The organism is Actinoplanes sp. NPDC049598, assembly GCF_040675435.1.
GTDB lineage: Bacteria > Actinomycetota > Actinomycetes > Mycobacteriales > Micromonosporaceae > Actinoplanes.
The window spans coordinates 19,342-39,339 of the sequence record NZ_JBFAOX010000027.1 but is presented as its reverse complement, the minus strand read 5'-3'; the positions used below and the strand labels follow the sequence as shown (position 1 = coordinate 39,339).

Sequence of the window (19,998 nt, the reverse complement as noted above, 5' to 3'; positions counted from 1 at the left end):
CCGGCTAGATCGGGCGGGAGCGGGAAACGGTGGAGGCGCGGGCGACCAGCTCCGGGGTGAACTGGAGCTGGCTGTGCCGGTGGTCGGGGTTGGTGGCCTCGTCCAGGACCAGCTGGGCGGCGGCGCGGCCGAGCTCCTGCCGCGGCTGGCGGACCGAGGTGAGCGGGACGGCCGCGGCGGCGGCGAACTCGATGTCGTCGAAGCCGACGATGGCCAGGTCCTCGGGGACGCGCAGGCCGGCGCCGATGCTCTGCTGGAGCAGGCCCAGCGCCAGCAGGTCGTTGGCGCAGAAGGCGGCGGTCGGGCGGCGGCGGGCCGGGAGGCCGGCCAGGCGTTCGCCCGCGGACCGTCCATCGGCGACGGTCATGGCCTCGGTCGGCAGGTAGATCAGGTCGTCGGGGGAACGCCCGAGCGAGCTCCAGATCTCGCGGGCGCCCTGCAGACGCTCGCCGACCTGGCCCAGGGTGTCGGGGCCACCGATGAAGGCGACCCGCTCGTGGCCCTGCTCGGCGAGGTGTTCGACGGCGATGCGGCCGCCGAGCACGTCGTCGACGGCGACCGAGCAGCAGTTGTCGCCGCCGCGGACCCGGTCGACGACCACCAGGGGCACGCCGCGCCGGGCCAGCTCGTCGAGGTGCGGGGCGGCCGGGTCGACCGGCGTGATCAGGATGCCCTGGACGCGCTGCTGGAGCAGACGGTCGAGGTGCACCTCCTCGCGCGCCGAGCGGCTGTTGCTGTTGCAGATGAACAGGGAGAGATCCGCGTCCTCGGCGGCCATCTCGATGCCCTGGGCGACGTCGTGGAAGAACGGGTTGGTGCCGTCGAGCATCACGTAGGCCAGGGTGCGGCTGGTGCCGGCGCGCAGCTGGCGGGCCGACTCGTTGCGGACGAAGCCGAGCTCGGTCATGGCCCGCTCGACCCGCTCGCGGGTGCGGGCGCTGACCACCTCGGGACGGTTCATCACGTTGGAGACCGTGCCCAGCGAGACGCCGGCGGAGGCGGCAACGTCCTTGACGGACGGCGTCCTGCCGTTCAGCACCGCTACCTCCTCGACCTGCCGGTCATACCGGCGGTGACACCAGCCTCGCGCGGAACCGGCTCACCGTACCCCGCCCGCGGTTCCGCGGGCGCCAACCGGTGATCACCAAGGCGGTTGAAACGTTGAAGTCGCATCTTACGGTACCCGGGGAACTCCTCACGGCCGTGTTTCGGCAACGTTTCGATCGAATGCTTGACACGTGTGATCGGGGCCACCTACGTTCTCTACACGTTCTCTGAAACATTTCAAAGTCCGACGTGGAGGTGGCTGTGGCGGACTCTTCGGCCAAGCCCGATAACCGCGCCGGTGACCACGGGCCGGCCCGGCTCGAGGTCTCCGACGTCACGAAGTCGTTCGGCGCGGTCGCGGCCGTCCAGGGCGTCAGCTTCCCGCTCTTCCCGGGCGAGGCGCACGCCCTCGTCGGTGAGAACGGCGCCGGCAAGTCGACCATCGTCAAGATGCTGGCCGGGGTGCACCGGCCCGACACCGGCACGCTGCGGGTGGACGGGGCCGACGTCGAGTTCGCCGGCCCGGCCGACGCCAAGGCGGCCGGCATCGCCGTCATCTACCAGGAGCCCACCCTCTTCCCCGACCTGTCGGTGGCCGAGAACATCGCGATGGGCAACCAGCCGCTGACCCGGCTCCGCCAGATCGACCGCAAGGTCATGACCGAGAACGCGGAGGCGCTGTTCCGCCGGCTCGGTGTGCATCTCGACCCGTCCCGCCCGGCGCGCGGCCTGTCGATCGCCGACCAGCAGCTGGTCGAGATCGCCAAGGCGCTGTCGGCCGAGGCCCGGGTGCTGATCATGGATGAGCCGACCGCGGCGCTGTCCGCGGTCGAGGTCGAGCGGCTCTTCTCGGTCGTTCGGTCGCTGCGCGACGAGGGCGCGGCCATCATGTTCATCTCGCACCGCTTCGAGGAGATCACCGCGCTCTGCGAGCGGGTGACGATCATGCGGGACGGCAAGCACGTCACCACCGAGCTGGTGGCCGAGCTCAGCGTCGACGACATGATCCGCAAGATGGTCGGCCGCGATCTGAGCGCGCTCTTCCCCAAGCAGGACGTCGAGCCGGGCGAGGTGCTGCTCGAGGTCGAGGGTCTGAGCCGGGAGGGCGTCTTCCGCGACATCACGTTCCAGGTGCGAAGCGGGGAGATCGTCGCGCTGGCCGGCCTGGTCGGCGCCGGCCGCTCGGAGGTCATGCAGGCGGTGTTCGGCGTCGATCCGTACGACTCCGGCGTGGTGAAGATCGGCGGCCGCAAGCTGAAAGGTGGCTCGCCGCGCGCGGCGATGGCCGCCGGCGCGGCCCTGGTCCCCGAGGACCGGCGCCAGCAGGGCCTGGTCATGGACCTGTCGATCGAGCGCAACGTGACCCTGCCGCGGGCCCGCAAGCTGGCCCGGCTCGGGCTGCTGTTCGGCGGCAGCGAGCGCCAGTCGGCCCTGACCTGGACGGAGAAGCTGCAGACGAAGCTGGGCCGGCTCAGCGACGCGGTCGGCACGCTGTCGGGCGGCAACCAGCAGAAGGTGGTGCTGGCCAAGTGGCTGGCCACCGGCCCGCGCCTGCTGATCGTCGACGAGCCCACCCGCGGCATCGACGTCGGCACCAAGGCCGAGGTCCACCGGCTGCTGTCGTCGCTGGCCTCCGACGGCCTGGCTGTCGTCATGGTCTCGTCCGAGCTGCCCGAGGTGCTGGGCATGGCCGACCGGGTCATCGTCCTGCGCGAAGGCAAGATCGCCGCCGAGCTCACCCGGGCCGAGGCCACGGAGGAGTCAGTCATGTACGCCGCGATGGGACAGAAGGTTTCGGCATGACCACGTCAACGCTCGGTGCGCCCGCGCCCGGCCGGCGTTTCCCCGGCGGGCTGCTCAAGACGCGCGAGCTGGGCATCGTGCTCGCGCTGGCGGTGCTGATCGCCTACACCGCGATCGACAACCCGCGCTTCCTGTCCGGCCAGAGCATCCGCGACAACCTGCTCAACACGGCGATCCTGGCCGTGATGGCGGCCGGCCAGGCCGTCGTCGTCATCACCCGCAACATCGACCTGAGCGTCGGCTCGGTGCTCGCCATCAGCGCCTTCACCGTGGCCACGATGATGAGCGACAACCCGGGCCTGCCGATGATCGTCGCCATCCTGGCCGGCATCGCCGTCGGCGCGGTGGCCGGCCTGGTCAACGGCGTGCTGGTGCGGTACGGCAAGGTGCCCGCCCTGGTCGTCACGCTCGGCACGATGTACATCTTCCGCGGGCTGGTCTACTCGTGGGCCGGCGGCCAGCAGGTCAACGCGGACGAGCTCCCGCCGCACTTCCTGAGCTTCGCCAACGACAACCTCCTCGGCATTCCGTGGCTGGTCCTGATCGCCCTGATCGTGGTCGGCGGGGTCTCGCTGATGATGCGCAACTACCGGATCGGCCGCGAGATGTACGCGATCGGCTCGAGCCCGGACGCGGCCGAGCTGGCCGGCATCAAGGTCGCCCGCAACCTGATCGTGGCCTTCATCCTCAGCGGCGCCGCCGCCGGACTGGCCGGCGTGCTGTTCGCGGCCCGGTTCGGCACGGTCGACGCCTCGGCCGGCACCGGCTACGAGCTGAACGTGGTGGCCGCGGTCGTGGTCGGCGGGGTGGCCGTCTTCGGCGGCAGCGGCTCGGTCTGGGGCGCCGGTCTCGGCGCGCTGCTGCTGACCGTGATCAGCAGCGCCCTGGCCGTCCTGGACATCAACCAGTTCTGGCAGCAGGCGATCGTCGGCTCCCTGATCATTCTGGCCATCTGCGCCGACCGCCTGGTCGCGGTGCGGATCGCACGCTCACTTCGTAAGCGAGACGCCCATGTCTGAGGTTCGTAAGAGGCTGACCAGCTGGGACAGCATCATCATTCTGCTGACCGTCGTCGTGCTGATCATCGCGTCGGCCGCCGTGGACAACTTCGGCACCAGCCGCAACTTCACCTTCATGGTGCTCGACCTGCTGCCGATCATCCTGATCGCGCTGCCGATGACGATGATCATCGTGACCGGCGAGATCGACCTGTCGGTGGCCAGCGTCCTGGGCTTCACCAGCGCCCTGATGGGCTGGTTCTGGAACAACGGCCTGTCGATCGAGACGATCATCCCGCTCTGCATCGTGATCGGCGCGGTCTGCGGCGTGCTCAACGGCTTCCTGATCACGGTGCTCGGCCTGCCGTCGCTGGCGGTCACGATCGGCACGCTCGCGCTCTTCCGGGGTCTCGCCTTCGTGGTGCTCGGCGACGGCGCGGTGGCCGACTTCCCGTTCAGCTACACCGACTGGGTCACCGGCACGATCGGGTCCTCCCCCGTACCGAATGTGTTGATCCTGATCGCGGTCCTGGCCCTGATCTTCGGGATCGTGCAGCACGCGACGCCGGTCGGCCGGGCGCTCTACGCGATCGGCGCCAACGACAAGGCCGCCCATTTCTCCGGCATCCGGGTCGCCAGGACCAAGTTCTGGCTGTACGTGGTCAGTGGCGCCGTCGCCGGACTGGTCGGCGTGCTCTGGACCCTGCGCTACTCCAGCGCCCGGGCCGACAACGGCTCGGGCCTCGAACTCGCCGTCGTCGCGGCCGTCCTGCTGGGCGGCGTGTCGATCTTCGGTGGAAAGGGCAGCCTGCCCGGCGTGCTGGCCGGGGTCGTGCTGCTGGCCGCGCTGCAGAACGCGCTGCGCCTGGAGGACGTCTCCGGGCAGGCGCTCAACATCGTCACGGGCGCCCTGCTCGTGCTTTCCGTCCTGCTTCCCAACATCGCCACCGCCGTCCGCGGCAACTGGCACCGCCGGCGCCTGCGGCAAGCCGCAGCCCGATAGGCCCGAGACCTTCCCAGAATGGAGTACGCCGTGCTTCGTCGCTCCCCCCGCACACTACTTTCCGTTACTTCCGCCACACTCCTGGTCGTGGGCCTGAGCGCGTGTGGTGGCACCACGAAGGACAGCACCGACAACTCGGCCGGTGGCTCGCAGGCCTCGGCCGCGGCCGACCCGAACGCCGCGACCAAGGAGGGCCTGAAGATCGCCTTCCTGCCCAAGCAGCTGAACAACCCGTACTCCGATGTGGAGGTCGGCGGCGGCAAGGTCGCCGTGGGCGAGGTCAAGGGCGAGTACAAGCTGGTCGGCCCGAACGACGCGTCCGCCTCGTCGCAGGTGTCGTACATCAACACGCTGATCCAGCAGCAGCAGGACGTCATCGTGGTCGCGGCCAACGACCCGAACGCGGTCTGCCCGTCGCTCAACCAGGCCCGCGCCGCGAAGATCAAGGTCGTCACGTTCGACTCGGACGCCTCCAAGGACTGCCGCGACGCGTTCATCAACCAGGCCACCACCCAGGGCATCGGCGAGTCGCTGGCCAAGATGGCGCTCGAGCAGGCCGGCGGCTCCGGTGAGATCGCGGTGCTCTCCGCGACCCCGAACGCCACGAACCAGAACTCCTGGATCGAGGTCATGAAGACCGAGCTGGCCAAGCCCGAGTACTCGAAGCTGAAGCTGGTCAAGGTGGCCTACGGCAACGACGACGACCAGAAGTCGTTCCAGGAGGCCCAGGGTCTGCTGCAGTCGTACCCCAACCTCAAGGCGATCGTGGCCCCGACCACGGTCGGCATCGCGGCCGCGGCCCGCTACATCGGCTCGTCGTCGTACAAGGGCAAGGTGGCCGTGACCGGCCTCGGCCTGCCGAACCAGATGCGTGAGTACGTCAAGAACGGCACCGTGAAGAAGTTCGCGCTGTGGAACCCGGCCGACATCGGCTACCTGGCCGCCTACGCCGGCGCCGCGATGGCCTCGGGCCAGATCACCGGCAAGGAAGGCGAGAAGTTCAAGGCCGGCAAGCTCGGCGAGTACACGATCGGCAAGGACGGCGAGATCGTCCTCGGCCCGCCGACCGAGTTCACCGCCGGCAACATCGACCAGTTCAACTTCTGAGCCGGGACGACCATGCGGTATTGCTTCCAGCTCCAGGTCCGCCCCGAGCGGATGGCGGAGTACGTGGAGCGGCACCAGGCCGTGTGGCCCGAGATGCAGCAGGCACTCCGGGCCACCGGCTGGCGCAACTACTCCCTGTTCCTCCGAGAAGACGGCCTCCTGATCGGCTACGTCGAGGCCGACGATCTCGCGGCGTCCCAGGCGGCAATGGCGGCGCTGGACGTCAACACCCGGTGGCAGGCGGAGATGGCTCCCTTCTTCGCCGGCACCTCACCCACCGACGGTTTCCCGTTGCTGACCGAGGTGTTCCACCTATCCGATGAACCTTTGGAGGCCCCTCATGACTGACCTCGCCGCAGTCAAAGCCGCCCTGGCGGCGCAGCGCATCGAGACCCCGTCGTGGGCCTTCGCCAACTCCGGCACGCGCTTCAAGGTCTTCACCCAGGAAGGCGTGCCGCGCACCCCCGAGGAGAAGATCGCCGACGCCGCGATCGTGCACAAGTACACCGGTGTCGCGCCGACCGTCGCCCTGCACATCCCGTGGGACAAGGTCGACGACTACGCCGCCCTCGGCGCGTACGCGAAGGCGCAGGGCGTCGAGATCGGCGCCATCAACACCAACGTCTTCCAGGACAACGACTACAAGCTCGGCTCGGTCACCAACCCCGACGCCGGCATCCGCCGCAAGGCCACCGATCACCTGCTCGAGGCGATCGACATCATGGACCAGACCGGGTCCCGCGACCTCAAGCTGTGGTTCTCCGACGGCATCAACTACCCGGGCCAGGACGACCTGCGCCAGCGGCAGGACCGGTTGCACGCGGCGCTGCAGGAGGCGTACGACCGCCTCGGTGACGACCAGCGTTTCCTGCTCGAATACAAGTTGTTCGAGCCGGCGTTCTACGCCACCGACATCCCGGACTGGGGCACGTCGTACGCGCACTGCATCGAGCTCGGCGAGAAGGCCACGGTCTGCATCGACACCGGCCACCACGCCCCGGGCACCAACATCGAGTTCATCGTGGCCTTCCTGCTGCGGCAGGGCAAGCTCGGCGCGTTCGACTTCAACAGCCGCTTCTACGCCGACGACGACCTGATGGCCGGCGCCGCCGACCCGTTCCAACTCTTCCGGATCATGTACGAGATCGTCCGGGCCGGCGCGCTGGACCCGTCGTACGGCATCAACTTCATGCTCGACCAGTGCCACAACATCGAGGCCAAGATCCCGGCGATCATCCGCTCGGTGCTCAACATCCAGGAGGCCACGGCCAAGGCCCTGCTGGTCGACCGGGACGCTCTGTTCTCCGCGCAGGCCGCGGGCGACGTGCTCGAGGCCAACGCGGTGCTGATGGACGCGTACAACACCGATGTCCGGCCGATCCTGGCCGAGGTCCGCGCCGACGCCGGGCTCGACCCCGACCCGGTGCGCGCCTACAAGGCCAGCGGCTACCAGGAGAAGATCGTCGCCGAGCGCGTGGGCGGCGAGCAGGCCGGCTGGGGCGCCTGATCTCGTGAAAAACGCCCGCCGGGTTCCTCAACCCGGCGGGCGTACCGGCCGATCCTTGCGGCCATGGAGCAGTACATCGACAGCGCCTACGACGTGACCAGCCAGCTGTTCGGCCCCGAGTCGGGCGTCCCCTGGTGGGCCTGGATCGTCGTCGCCGCGGCGTTCTTCTGGAAGCTGGCCGTCCGCGAGCCCAAGACGGCCGACGAGGCCGCCCACGAACGGGACGAGGTCATGCTCAACGGCATGTTCGCCGACGGCGGCGGCAAAAAGGGCAAAAAGAAGAAGAAGTAGCCCGAGCCGGCCCTTCGGCCGGCCCGGGCCCCGGTTCAGGCCAGGAGCTCTTTCTGCTCCCGGATGAGGTCGACGCAGGCCTCGTTGCGGAGCTCGTCGTCGATCGTGATCGTCCGCCCGATCCCCTGCCGCTGCAGCGTCGCGTCGTAGCACTGGAACAGGACGTTGGAGACGTCTCCGGGCCTCGCCCCGTCACTGAGCCCGGAGAGCATGACCAGTGTCGCGTCCAGCATGATCGAACCGACGGACCCCTCGGTGTTCAGATGGGGGTAGATCCGCTCCGAGATCTCGTAGGCGATCTCGGGCGCCGCACCCGCCCGCCCGGCCGCCGTCGACTCCTCGATCAACGCCCGGGCCTCCGGCGCGGGGATCGGGGCGAGCGGCGTCCGCGACCGGAACATCGCGTAGTCGATGGCCTCGCACATGACCCGGATGCGCTCCCCCTCGCTTCGGCTCTCCATCACCTCGCGGACATCGGGCATCTCCCGCGACCACAGATCAGTCATCGATCCTCACCTGTCCACCGGCTCGACTCTCTTCTGGTCGTAGAGTTCTATACCAGGGAACGGCCAGTTGCGGGCCCGCGCCGAACAGTTCTGGCGAGTCTCCGTGCACGCCGGGCGGGAGGCCGCGATGACCCCGCGAACACCCTTGAGCGGATAGGTGCCGTCCTCGATGGCGTTCATGATCATTTGCTCGGCGTCCGTCTCGAGACCGGGCGTCATGTAATCGACCCCGAAGATGCGCTGGTAACCCATCTGCGCGGCCAGGTTCCGCATGCGCTCGTTGGTCTTTCCCCGGTTGGACGCCCAGACCTTCTGCCCGCCGATGTAGCCGACCGCGACCGTCGTGTACTGCCTCGCCTGCACCGTCTCGTTGGGCCTCGGGTTGTCGGGGTCCTCGTACACGGTGTCGTGCAGGGCTTCCGCGTCCGCCAGCATCTGGCACGGTGACGGGCCGGTGTTGTGGACGAGGATCGACGTGCCGCCCGCGACCACGTAGTACGTGTGCAGGTCGGCGACCGTGAGGTTGTAGACCCGCGTCTTCGCCGCATGGTGCTCGATCGCCGAGATCTGGACGTAGGTGCCGGCGCTGGTCCGCAGCCACTGCCGCGGCGACAACTTCCCGGCGTCGACCCACTCTTTGAGGGCCGGCACCCAGAACGGGTGGTTGTCGGTCGCGGTGACGGTGGCCGTCCGGTCGCCGCCGAGGTCGATCGTGACGTCGACCAGCTTCTTGTCACCCTCGCCGACGATGGTGTCGGTGACGGTCCTGGCCGCGGTGACCCCGGTGACGGGATCGGTGGCCAAGACCTGATCGCCGAGCTTCACCTGCTCGATGGCGATGGTCCGGCCGTCGGCCAGCAGAACCGGCGTGCCGGCCAGGAAGCTGTTCATCCGCAGGGCGGGGGACGCCTCGCAGTCGTCGTCGTGCTTCTTCTTGGTCTTTTTCTTCTTCTTGGCCAGCTGGCGCAGCGCGTCGCGCCGCTTCTTGGCGTCCTTGATCTTGTCCAGGAACTTGATCAGCTTCGGGAGCAGCTTGACGATCTTGTAGCCGGCCCGGACCGCCTTGATGCCACCGAGCAGACCGGCCAGGCTCCACAGGCACGCCTCGACGTTGCCGTCCCGGATGCAGGAGACGAGGTCACCGACGCCGGACAGATCCAGGAACAGATCCCAGGCCTCGATCTTGAAGAAGTCCAGGATGCTCAGCCCGGCCTCCTGCTCGGCCTGGCGCAGCTGCTCCTGCTCCTCCGGGCTCAGGTACTCCCACAGGTCGGCCTCGGTGGCGTCCGGCGGGATACTGGCCGCGGCGTCGGCCAGTTCCTGCGCGGCCGCCTTCCGCTCGGCCTCCTCGGCCCGGTCGGCCGCCTTCTGTGCGTCGACCGCATGCTGCAACGCCTGATCGGCGGCCTGGGCCGCGCTGTCGGCGAAGCTCTGCGCGCTGGTGGCCGCCTCGCGGGCGCGGGCCGCGTCCGCCTCGGCCTGGGTCGCGGCGGCCTGCGCGGCCGCGGCGTCGTTCTCCGCGTTGGTGGCCGCGGTCGCGGCGGCGTCGGCATCGGCCCGGGCCTGCGCGGCGCTGCGCCCGGCGATCGCCGCGTCGTCGGCGGCGTCGTTGGCGGCCTGCCGGGCCGCCGCCGCGTCGATCCGCGCCTGGGCGTCGGCCCGCGCGGCGCCGGCCGCCGCCGTCCGCGCCGCGGCCGCGTCGGCCGCGGCCTGAGCCGCCGACCGCCGGGCCTGGGCCGCGGACTCGGCCGCATCCGCCGCCGAGTGGGCCGCGGCCGCCGCCGAGAGATACGCCGGTCTGACCTGATCGGCCGCGTCCCGGGCGGCCTCGTCGGCCAGCCGCGCCGCGGTGAGCGCCTCCGCGGCCCGGGCCTGCGCCGCGTCCGCCTGCTCGTTACCGATGACCAGGGCCTGCGCCGCGACCTGAGCCACGAAGTCGGCGTCGATGTCGGCGCCGGTGAACGGGCTGACCATGCCGATCGCGGTGTTCGCGGGCTGGGCGATCCCGGCCGCCGAGTTGGACGCCGCGGTGGCCGCCCGCACCGCGGACTCGGCCTGCTCACTGGCGGCCACCGCCTCGCGGCCGGCGTCCTCCGCCTCGGCCTTGGTCCGGTCGGCCGCCCACAGCGCCCGCACCGATTCCTCGGCCGCCTGATTGGCCAGCCGCTGCGCCGTGTTGGCCGCCTCGGCCGCCTTGGCCTGCTGGGCGGTCGCCTCGGCGGCTTTGGCGTCGGCCTTGACCCGGGCCGCGTGCGTGGCCTTGGCGCTCGACTCGGCCTTGTCCGCCGCCGCGTCGGCGGCCTTGGCGGCCGCCTCCGCCTGCCGGGCCGCGGCCCAGGCCCGATCGGCGGCCTGCTCGGCCTGGGTGGCGGCGGCTCGCGCGTTCGCGGCCGCACCGGTCGCGGTGTTGGCCGACGCCCGCGCGGCGCGGGCGGCGTTGCCGGCGGCCGCGGCCTGCCGGTCGGCCTCGTCGGCTTCGGCCTGCGCTTCCCGCTTCTCCTCCTGGGTCTCGGCGCTGGCGGCGGCGGCCCGCAAGGCCTGCGCCTTGGCCTTGGCCGTCTGCTCGGCCCGCTCCGCGGCCATGGCCTGGTCGCGGGCGTCGCGCGCGATCGCCTCCTGGTCCCAGGCCCGGCCGGCGGCGTTCTCGGCCGCCTGCGCGGCCGACTGGGACTTCTGCCATGCCTGCCGCGCGGTGGCCGCCTGCGCGTCGGCGTCGGCGCGGGCGTTCTTCGCGATGTCGGCCTGACGCTCGGCCTCGGCGCGGTGGTTCGCCGCGTTGGTCTCCTCGGTCTGGGCGATCTGCCGTTGCCGCTTCGCCTCGGCCGCCTGCGCCTCGGCGATCTGCTTCTGCTGGCGGGTCTTCTCCGCCTCGGCCCAGGCCTTGGCCTCGGCCGCCTGCGCCTGTTCCTTGGCGGTCTTGGTCCGGGCCGCCGCGGTCTTGGCCGCCGCGGCCTGCTTGGCCGCCGCGGTGGCGAGCTTGGCCGCGGCCGCCGCGTGATCGGCGGCGTGCTGACGCCACTGCTCGGCCTGCCGGGCATGGGCCTCGGCCTGGGCCTGGGCGCCCTGCGCGTTGTTGGTGGCGATGGTCGCGTCGACCGCGTGCCCGGCGGTCGTGGTCGCGCCGACCGCGGCGGTGGCGGCCTCGCTCGCCGCTTCCGCGATGGCCGTCCACTCGACGCCGTAGGTCAGACCCGTCTCCTGCAATACCTGGGCCGCCGACCGGGAAGAAGCCGCCGCCGCCTGGGCTTGCCGGGCGGCCTGCTGGGCGGAGCCCAGCTCGGTGGCGACCAGCGACTTGTCGATGGCCAGATCGCCGGCCTTGCTCGCGACGGTGCCGGAGCCGGCGAGGACCCGCTGGCTGTGCCGGGCGGCGTTGGCGGCGCCGGCCATCGCGTTGGCGGCCCGCTGCAGCGCGTGCACCGCGTCACCGTGCGCGACCATCATCTGGGCCCGCGCCTCGGAGGCCCGCTTGGCCCGCTGGGCCAGGTCGGAGAGTTGCTCGGCCGCCTTGTTGCGCGCCTCGAGGTCGGCCAGGTAGCGCTCCCGCGCCTCGGCGTCGGCCTTGGCCGCGATCGCGTACCCGGTGGCGAAGAACGCGGCCACCGTCGCGTCGTTGCCGGCCAGGGCCTGCTCGGCGGCCTGCTTGACCTGGGTGCCGGCCGGGGCCGCGGCCGCGAAGACGCGCAGCCGCTCGCGCAGCTGGGCGGCCCGCTCGCGAGCGTCGCCGGAAACCTTCTCGTCGCGGGCCCGGGCGATGCCGGCGCCGTAGGCGAGGAACGCCTTGCGGTCGTCGTCGGTGCCGGCCAGCACCCGCTGCACCTCGGCGTTGAAGTAGCCGTTGGGCACGCCGGTGCCGGCCAGGGCCCGGACCTGGGTCAGCCGGTCGGCCGCCTCCCGGGCCTTGCGGGCGCTGACCTGGTCCTCGATCACCGGCAGCTGGGTCAGCGCCCAGGACCGGATGGCCGCGGCGTCACCGGTGGCCAGCACGGCCAGCGCCGCGTCCCGGACCTCCGGCTCCTCGGTGAGCTCGGCCAGATCGGTGACCGACCGGATCCAGCGCTCGTTGGAGGTCACCACCCCGGTGGTGCCGTTCCACTGCTCGGTCACCAGGGGTGGGATCGGGATCGGCGGTGGGTTCTCGGCCCGCGCGACCGGGGCCGGGGCGGCCAGCGCCGGCGGCGCGTGCAGCCCGGACCCGAACACCACCGCGGCCAGCATCAACACCAGCCACGGACGTATCGAAGACAATCTTGCTTTCACCGGCACTCCCCCGAAAGCGGATGAAAAACGTCAGGACTGCATGGCGAGCTCGCCCGCCAGCGCCTCTTGGTAGAGCGCGGCCCAGTAAGCGGCCTGCTTGGCGGCGGTGACGCGCGCGGCGTCCCACTGCTCCTGGTTGGTCTGCGCCCCGAGCGCGATGGCGTCCCAGTTCGGGTTCTCGGCGGCCGCGGCGGCGGCCAGCGCCACCTGCTGCCAGTTCGCCGCCTGCCGCTCGGCGACCTCGGCCGCGGTGTCCCAGGTGGACTTGGCCGGTACGGCCTGCTCCCCGAGCGCGTGCCAGGCGCGGGCGGCGGCCGCCCGGGCCTGCTCCCGGGCCTCACCGGCCGCTTGCTCGGCCGCCTGCTGCGCCGCCACCGCCTCGGCCCGCAGGGTCTTCACTCGCGCTCGCCAGACCAGGTCGCTGTTGGCGCATTGCAGCTGCTGAGTCTCCAGGTCGACGGCGGCCGCGGCGGCCCAGTCGTAGGCGTAGAACTCGACGATGTCGGCGTCTGTGGCCCCAACCCGCAGCGCGTAACCGGCGGCGGCCTGAACCTGCGGGCCGGGATCGGTGTCGCGCAGGTGGGCGACGAAGTCGCGGTCGGTCTGCAGCAGCGCGGCCTCCTGCGCGCCGTCGGCTTCGCGGGCCACCCGGTCGCGTTCCTTGGCCGCGGCGTATCCGGTGCGGACGAAGCCCTCCAGGATGGTCCCGCCCTTGAGCAGCGCGTACTCCGCAGCGGCGTGCACCTCGGGCGAGAACTGGACGGTGTGGGTGGCCAGGATCCGGCGGGCGAAGTCGGCGTTGCGCGCCGCGAGCTGCCGCGAGCGGGTGATCGCGTAGTCCATCCCGCCGCCGTAGAGGAACCGGTCCACCGTGGCCGGCACGTTGCTGCTCGTCAGCGCGTTCCAGGCGGCGGTCCGCACGAGCGAGCGGGTCTCGTAGCCCGCCAGCCAGCGCACGTAGATACGGTCCTCTTCGGCCTGGTCGAAACTCGTCGTCGTCACGGCGCCCCACGCGGGACCGGCCGCCCAGGCCGGCACGGCGACCAGGCCCGGCGCCAGAACCAGCGCAGCAATCATCGCCGCGGACCTGGTCCGCACACGCGTATTCAATTTCACCAACCCCCGTTGAAAGTGCGAATTCTGGATCGGCTTGAATCGATGGCCACCGAATCCGCATGGTTTCTAGCACGGGTCCGCGCCCGCCGCGACCCCGCTCGGAAACGGCGAACTTCTAATCGATGTAAATCTTTGCCGAATGACCGACCTTGTCTTGACGGTCATGAATTTGTGTGGTTACGGTTCGTCAGCTTTGCGCCCAGGGCCACGCGGCCGCACCGGCGCATCTGTTCACTGACCACGGGGAATGCATTGAAAACAGTGATGAGACGTCCACGTGTCCTACGTGGATTACTGACCGCGACCGCGTCCGCCACTTTAGTGATCCTGCTCACCGAGCCGGCCTTGGCCGGCCCCGCACCCGCTCCCTCGACGCCCGCCTCGGCCGCGCCCACGCCGGCCGCGGGCGCCAAGGCCAAGGCGCCGGCCGTCTCGAAGGCGGACTCCGCCGTGCCGATGACGGCCGCGCAGGCCGAGGCCCTAGTCGTCGACGACGGCCTGCCGACCAGCGAGGAACAGAAGGTCAAGGCCGCCCGCGAGATCGGCATCGAGCCCGACAACACGTGGCTCGGCCAGACCGACCGCAACTTCGTCTTCCTGATCTGGCAGAACTCGGCCAACTACCCGCTGATCCGGGTGTCCGCCGAGCTCGCCCTGTCGGCCGACCACCGCACGGTCGAAGCCGTCTGCAAGGAGTTCATCCTCAAGGGCATCTTCGAAGCCAAGCTGGCCGATGACGCCAAGAAGATGAGCGACGAGCTCGCCGCCCGCGAGGCCCGTGAGCTCCGGCGGGCCGCGTACGCCGCCGCCGGTCTGACGCTCGACACCGAGGGCCGCATGCTCACGCTCTCGGAGCGCGACGTGGTGATCGAGATCTGGACGAAGGCCGCCGGCGCCCGGGTCAAGGCGGCCGCCGTCGCCGTCGTCAACGGCACCGCCGAGGAGCAGCACGCGTTCCTGGCCACCGGCGTCATGGCCGCGGCCGAGCAGGACGTGCAGGACGCGATCAAGGCGGCCGAGGAGGCCGGCGCGGCCGAGCAGGCCCGCCTGGCCCGCGAGGGTTCCCTGAAGGCCGCCGCGGCCATCCTCGGTGTCCTGGCCGACCAGGGCAAACTCGCCATGACGGACGACAACTTCATCCGCTGGATCTGGGAGCTGGTCGACGCCGACGAGAACCGCATCGAGATCCGCGCGGCCGCCGAACGGGCGCTGCGCAGCAGCGACCCGGCCGTGTGGCGCGCGTTCATCGACACCGGCATGCGCGAGGCCGACCGGCGTGACCTGGCCCGGGAGCTGGCCGAGCGGGAGGCGGCCGACCGCGCCCACGCGCAGAGCATCCGGACCAAGGCCGCCGCCGACAGCTTCGACAACCTGGTCACCGCGGCCACCCAGGCCCTGATCGGCGACGCCCAGGTGGTCTCCGACTTCGTCCGCATCGGCCAGTTCCAGGTGGCGCCGGACGCCGCCAACCGGCCGACCGGCAAGCCGTGGCAGTGGAGCAACCTCACCTCCGGCAAGTGCCTGGCCGCCGAGGGTGACAGCGTCACCAACGGCAAGTCGGTGGTGCAGGCCGACTGCGCCCTCGACAACGAGAAGCAGCGCTGGGTCTCGATGCGCGTCTACAACACCGGCGGGCGTTACCGCATCATCAACGCCTGGGACCGCACCAAGTGCGTCAGCCTGGCCGACAAGACCGGGGCCAGCGGCGTCAAGTTCGTCATCCGCACCTGCGACGGCGGCAGCGACCAGTACTTCTACTACACCAAGCTGGGCGACAACTACCTGTGGATCAGTGAGCTGACCTACCAGGCGGTCACCGTCCAGGGCGGGAGCACGGCCGCCGGCGCGGCGACCATCGCGTCCGAGGTCACCAGCGGCGGCAGCCAGCAGTGGTACGCCACCAACTCCAAGATGCTGGCCGGCACGGAGCTCGGCGAGGCCAAGGTGCTCCAGTCCTACCTCGGGCACACGGCCCGGCTCCAGGGCGACGGCAACTTCGTGGTCTCCAAGGGACCGAAGGCGGTCTGGGCGTCCAACACCACCACCGGCACCCGGCTGGCCAACCAGCACGACGGCAACCTGGTGCTCTACACGGCCAACAACACTCCGGTCTGGTCGTCCGGCACCTACGGCAAGGGACCCAGCACCCTCAGGATCCAGAACGACGGCAACCTGGTCCTCTACCGCAACTCCGACGGCGTGGCCACCTGGTCCACCGACCTCTGGGACCGGAAGATCACCAGCGTCCTGCACAGCAAGTGCGTCACCGCGCCGAGCTTCGATCAGGGCGTCGACCTGGTGATCCAGCCCTGCACCGGCGCCCCCGGCCAGCAGTTCATGTTCAAGGACGGCTTCATCAGCTTCAACAACATGTGCATGGACGTGACCGGCAGCGGAACCGCCGACGGCACGATCGTGCAGCTCTACACCTGCAACAACAGCGGCGCGCAGAAGTGGGCGTACTACGCCGACGGCACCATCCGCAATGCGAACGGCCGGTGCCTCAGCATTCCGGGCAGCAACCAGGCCAACGGCGTCAAGCTCGATATCCGGACCTGCGCCACCGGCAACAACCAGAAATGGAAATAACCAGGTTATAAAACAGTTCGCCGCGCGATTCGTCGCGCGGCGAACTGTTCCCGGTCAGGCCATTTGCGGGGGCGGTTCGGCCGCCCCCGTCATGATGGCGACCGCCTCCGACATCGAATGCGACTTCGGCGTGATCACCGTGGCCCGGCGGCCCAGCCGCTGGATGTGGATGCGGTCGGCCACCTCGAACACGTGCGGCATGTTGTGGCTGATCAGGATCACCGGCAGGCCGCGATCCCGTACGTCCCGGATCAGTTGCAGCACCCGGTTGCCCTCCTTGACGCCGAGGGCGGCGGTCGGCTCGTCGAGGATCACCACCTTGCTGCCGAACGCGGCCGACCGGGCCACCGCCACCGCCTGCCGCTGACCACCGGAGAGCGACTCGACGGCCTGCCCGATGTTCTGCAGGGTGGCCACACCCAGCTCGGACATGTGCCGCTTGGCCTCGTCGCGCATGTGCCCGCGGTCCAGCATCCGGAACACCGAGCCCAATGGGCCGGCTTTGCGCTGCTCGCGGCCGAGGAACAGGTTGTCGGCGATGTCCAGGCCGGGCGCCACCGCGAGCGTCTGGTAGACGGTCTCGATGCCGGCGTTGCGCGCGTCCATCGGCGTACGGAACTGGACCCTCTTGCCGTCCAGGAAGATCTGACCCTCGTCCGGCACGAGCGCGCCGGACAGCGCCTTGATCAGGCTCGACTTGCCGGCGCCGTTGTCGCCGATCACCGCGAGGATCTCGCCGGGATAGAGCTCGAGGTCGCTGCCGTCGATCGCGACCACCCGGCCGTACCGCTTGACCAGGCCCTTGGCCTCGAGAACGGGAGTCTGGCCGTTCACGTCTTCACCTTCCTGATCCACTGGTCGAGCGAGACCGCGACGAGCACCAGCAGGCCGATGGCGAAGCCCTGCCAGACCACCTCGACCCCACCCAGCTGGAGCCCGTTGCGGAAGACACCGACGATGAGCGCGCCGATCAGCGTGCCGATCACGCTGCCACGACCGCCGAACAGGCTCGTGCCGCCGAGCACGACGGCGGTGATCGAGTCGAGGTTGTACTCGACGCCCACGTTCGGGCTGGCCGAGGCGAGCCGGCCGATCAGGATCCAGCCGCCGATCGCGTAGAGCAGCCCGGCCACCGTGTAGACCGAGAAGAGGACCCGGCCGGTACGGATGCCGGCCAGCCGCGCCGACTCCGCGTCGTCCCCGGTCGCATAGACGTGTTTGCCCCACGCGGTCCGGGACAGCGCGTAGAAGAAGTACGCGAACAGCAGCAGCATGATGATCGATCCGTACGTCAGCCGGAAGTTGCCGATCGGGATCGAGCCACCGGTCCACGTCATCAGCGACGGCATGTCCGTGCCCCGTACCGTCTCGCTGTTGCTGACCACCGAGTTGAGCGAGAAGAAGATGGTCAGCGTGCCCAGCGTGACGATGAACGGTGGCAGTTTTATCCGGGTGACCAGGAAGCCGTTGATCGCGCCCATCGCGGTGCCGCAGGCGAAGCCGAGCAGCAGCGCGATGATGCCGGGCATCCCGGCGTCGACGCAGAACGTGGCCATCAGGATCGACGAGAAGACGGCGATCGCGCCGGCCGACAAGTCGATGCCGGCGGTCAGGATGATCAGCGTCTGCCCCAGGGCGAGCGTGGCGATCACGGTGACCTGCTGAAGGACCAGCGACAGGTTGGTCGCGGTCAGGAAGCGGCCGTTGACGATCGAGAAGGCGATGATCGCGACGACCAGGACCGCGAGCGGCCCGAGGACCGGGTTGCCGTGCAGGAGGTGCTGCACGCGCAGGCCGAGCGAGTCGTTCCGGCGTACGTCGAAGTCAGCTGTTGTGGCAGTGGCCATGTGTCAACCCCAGCAGTTCTGCTTGCCCCACGCGGAGTCCTTGGACTCCACGCCGGACTGCGGGTCGTCGGTGATCAATTGGGTCCCGGTGTCGTAGAAGTCCTTGCCGGGAGTCGCTTGCGGGCGGGTGCCGTCCTTCGCGTAGGCCGCAATGGCATCGACGCCCATCTGTGCCATCTTGAGCGGGAACTGCATGCTCGTGGCTCCGATGATCTTCTTGGAGACGTTGTCCACGCCCGGGCAGCCGCCGTCGATCGAGACGATGACGGTGTCCTTGTCCCGCCCGGCCGACTTCAGGGCCTGGTACGCCCCGGCCGCGGCGGGTTCGTTGATCGTGTAGACCAGGTTGATCGACGGGTCCTTCTGCAGCAGGTTCTCCATCGCCGTCCGGCCGCCGTCCTCGGCTCCGTCGGTGACGTCGTGCCCGGAGATCCGCGGGTCGTTCTCGTCGCCGATCTTGTTGGGATCGCCGACCTGGATGCCGAAGCCGTCCAGGAAACCCTGATCCCGCTTGACGTCGACCGAGACCTGGTTGGCGTTCAGATCCAGCATGGCGATCTTGGCCTGCCTGCCGTCCTTCGCGAACTTCTCCTTGGCCCACTGCCCGATCAGCTTGCCGGCCTGATAGTTGTCGGTGGCGAAGGTGGCATCGGCCGCGTTGGCCGGGTCGAGCGGTGTGTCCAGGGCGATGACCAGCATGTCCTGCTCGTGCGCCTTGTCGATCGAGGGCACGATCGCCTTCGAGTCGTTCGGGGTGATCAGGAAACCCTTGGCCCCGAAGGACATCAGGTTCTCGATGGCCTGGACCTGGGCCTCGTTGTCGCCGTCCTGCTTGCCGGCGAAGCTCTGCAGCTCGACGCCCTGCGTCTGCGCGGCGCCCTGCGCGCCCTTCCGCATCTGCACGAAGAAGGGATTGGTGTCGGTCTTGGTGATCAGCCCGACGACGTCCTCGCCGGACCCTCGGTTGCACGCGGCGGTCGGCCCGAGCACCAACATCATCACGCAGCCCGCCGCCACCGCCCTTCGTTGCTGAAACATGCCTCCTCCACCGATTTAGCTGATTTCGCTGACCAATCGAGAGTTGACGTTGCTTCCGCAGTAGACGCCGAGGTTGACTACATGTCAACGATGCGTTGCGAACAGTGATCGACATCGACGGAGGTCCATATGGCCGGGACCATCGGCGTCTTCCTCGAGGACGCCTCCGACCCGTTCACGGCGGCCCTGCACCGGGCCATCGAATCAGAAGCCCGGGCCCACGACGCCCACGTCCTCACCGGCAAACCCCACGACCCGCTCACCAAATCCTTCGACGGCCTGATCCTGGCCGCCACCACCGCCGCCGCCGACACCGGCGTGCCCACCGTCGTCGTCGAGGCCACCGGCGCCCACGTCGACTCCGTCGTGTCGACCAACGTCTCCGGCGCCGCCACCGCCGTCCGCCACCTGATCGCCCAGGGCCACCGCCGCATCGCCTACCTCGGCGACGCCGAAACCCGGCCCACCTGCCGCGACCGCTACCGCGGCTACCTGCGCGCCCTGGGCGGCCGCCCCGGCCCCGTCGTGCACGATCTGCACGATCCGGCCGCCGCCGAACGGGCCGTCGTCACCCTGATGCGCGGCCCCACCCCACCGACCGCCATCTTCACGGCCCACCACACCCTGACCATCGGCGCCGTCCGCGCCCTGCGCCGCCTGGACCGCCACCGCGCCGTCGCCCTCGTCGGCTTTGACGACTTCCCCCTGGCCGACCTCCTGGAGCCGGCCATCACCGTCATCGCCCAGGACCCGGCCCGCATGGGCCGCACCGCCGCCACCGCACTCTTCGAACGCATCGACGGCCACACCGGCCCACCCCGCGAGATCCGCGTCCCGACCACCCTCATCCCCCGCGGCTCGGGCGAGCTCTGATTCCTGAAGCCCA

The 19,998-nt window shown here is 70.1% G+C and carries 16 protein-coding genes; 9 read left to right on the top strand and 7 right to left on the bottom strand.

Annotated features, from left to right (window positions below; genetic code table 11):
• Positions 1–4 precede the first annotated feature (4 nt).
• Positions 5–1,039, bottom strand: coding sequence for a LacI family DNA-binding transcriptional regulator (locus AB0J66_RS40185; RefSeq protein ID WP_364672463.1), 1,035 nt, complete (start codon positions 1,037–1,039; stop codon positions 5–7).
• A gap of 269 nt (positions 1,040–1,308) precedes the next feature.
• Between AB0J66_RS40185 and AB0J66_RS40180 the strand changes: the two genes are divergently transcribed.
• From AB0J66_RS40180 to AB0J66_RS40150, 7 genes are all read left to right on the top strand, one after another.
• Positions 1,309–2,850: a sugar ABC transporter ATP-binding protein gene (locus tag AB0J66_RS40180; RefSeq protein WP_364672461.1), complete on the top strand. Its 1,542-nt coding sequence runs from the start codon at positions 1,309–1,311 to the stop codon at positions 2,848–2,850.
• Complete coding sequence (locus AB0J66_RS40175; protein ID WP_364672460.1) at positions 2,847–3,869, top strand: ABC transporter permease; 1,023 nt, start codon at positions 2,847–2,849, stop codon at positions 3,867–3,869. The genes AB0J66_RS40180 and AB0J66_RS40175 overlap by 4 nt, the downstream gene beginning before the upstream one ends.
• Positions 3,862–4,851, top strand: a complete 990-nt coding sequence (locus tag AB0J66_RS40170; protein WP_364672458.1) for an ABC transporter permease — start codon at positions 3,862–3,864, stop codon at positions 4,849–4,851. Before AB0J66_RS40175 ends, AB0J66_RS40170 begins: the two co-directional genes overlap by 8 nt.
• Before the next feature lie 87 nt (positions 4,852–4,938).
• Positions 4,939–5,958 (top strand): rhamnose ABC transporter substrate-binding protein, encoded by a 1,020-nt coding sequence (gene rhaS / locus AB0J66_RS40165; RefSeq protein WP_364672456.1) that lies wholly within the window; start codon positions 4,939–4,941, stop codon positions 5,956–5,958.
• Between the two features lie 12 nt (positions 5,959–5,970).
• On the top strand, positions 5,971–6,306 hold the full coding sequence (locus tag AB0J66_RS40160) for an L-rhamnose mutarotase (protein WP_364672454.1): 336 nt from the start codon (positions 5,971–5,973) through the stop codon (positions 6,304–6,306).
• Positions 6,299–7,465: an L-rhamnose isomerase gene (gene rhaI / locus AB0J66_RS40155; protein ID WP_364672452.1), complete on the top strand. Its 1,167-nt coding sequence runs from the start codon at positions 6,299–6,301 to the stop codon at positions 7,463–7,465. Before AB0J66_RS40160 ends, rhaI begins: the two co-directional genes overlap by 8 nt.
• A 63-nt stretch (positions 7,466–7,528) precedes the next feature.
• Complete coding sequence (locus AB0J66_RS40150; RefSeq protein ID WP_364672451.1) at positions 7,529–7,756, top strand: hypothetical protein; 228 nt, start codon at positions 7,529–7,531, stop codon at positions 7,754–7,756.
• A gap of 35 nt (positions 7,757–7,791) precedes the next feature.
• On the opposite strand, the gene AB0J66_RS40145 is transcribed toward AB0J66_RS40150, so the two are convergent.
• The 3 genes from AB0J66_RS40145 to AB0J66_RS40135 are packed head-to-tail and all read right to left on the bottom strand — an operon-like array spanning position 7,792 to position 13,599.
• Complete coding sequence (locus AB0J66_RS40145) at positions 7,792–8,262, bottom strand: hypothetical protein (protein WP_364672449.1); 471 nt, start codon at positions 8,260–8,262, stop codon at positions 7,792–7,794.
• A 6-nt stretch (positions 8,263–8,268) separates the two neighbouring features.
• A complete protein-coding gene (locus AB0J66_RS40140; RefSeq protein WP_364672447.1) occupies positions 8,269–12,522 on the bottom strand; it encodes a polymorphic toxin-type HINT domain-containing protein in 4,254 nt (1,417 codons plus the stop codon).
• Between the two features lie 30 nt (positions 12,523–12,552).
• Complete coding sequence (locus AB0J66_RS40135; RefSeq protein WP_364672446.1) at positions 12,553–13,599, bottom strand: hypothetical protein; 1,047 nt, start codon at positions 13,597–13,599, stop codon at positions 12,553–12,555.
• Positions 13,600–13,902: 303 nt separating this feature from the next.
• Between AB0J66_RS40135 and AB0J66_RS40130 the strand changes: the two genes are divergently transcribed.
• Entirely contained in the window at positions 13,903–16,227 is a 2,325-nt protein-coding gene (locus AB0J66_RS40130) for a ricin-type beta-trefoil lectin domain protein (RefSeq protein ID WP_364672445.1), read from the top strand.
• Positions 16,228–16,281: 54 nt separating this feature from the next.
• On the opposite strand, the gene AB0J66_RS40125 is transcribed toward AB0J66_RS40130, so the two are convergent.
• Genes AB0J66_RS40125 through AB0J66_RS40115 form a run of 3 tightly spaced genes read right to left on the bottom strand, consistent with a single transcriptional unit; the run spans position 16,282 to position 19,112 of the window.
• Complete coding sequence (locus AB0J66_RS40125) at positions 16,282–17,061, bottom strand: ATP-binding cassette domain-containing protein (protein WP_364672443.1); 780 nt, start codon at positions 17,059–17,061, stop codon at positions 16,282–16,284.
• On the bottom strand, positions 17,058–18,074 hold the full coding sequence (locus AB0J66_RS40120) for an ABC transporter permease (protein ID WP_364672441.1): 1,017 nt from the start codon (positions 18,072–18,074) through the stop codon (positions 17,058–17,060). The genes AB0J66_RS40125 and AB0J66_RS40120 overlap by 4 nt, the downstream gene beginning before the upstream one ends.
• Before the next feature lie 3 nt (positions 18,075–18,077).
• On the bottom strand, positions 18,078–19,112 hold the full coding sequence (locus AB0J66_RS40115) for a sugar ABC transporter substrate-binding protein (RefSeq protein ID WP_364672440.1): 1,035 nt from the start codon (positions 19,110–19,112) through the stop codon (positions 18,078–18,080).
• 129 nt (positions 19,113–19,241) lie between these two features.
• Here AB0J66_RS40115 and AB0J66_RS40110 point away from each other — a divergent pair, with 129 nt between their 5' ends.
• Positions 19,242–19,985: a substrate-binding domain-containing protein gene (locus AB0J66_RS40110; RefSeq protein WP_364672438.1), complete on the top strand. Its 744-nt coding sequence runs from the start codon at positions 19,242–19,244 to the stop codon at positions 19,983–19,985.
• Positions 19,986–19,998 lie beyond the last annotated feature (13 nt).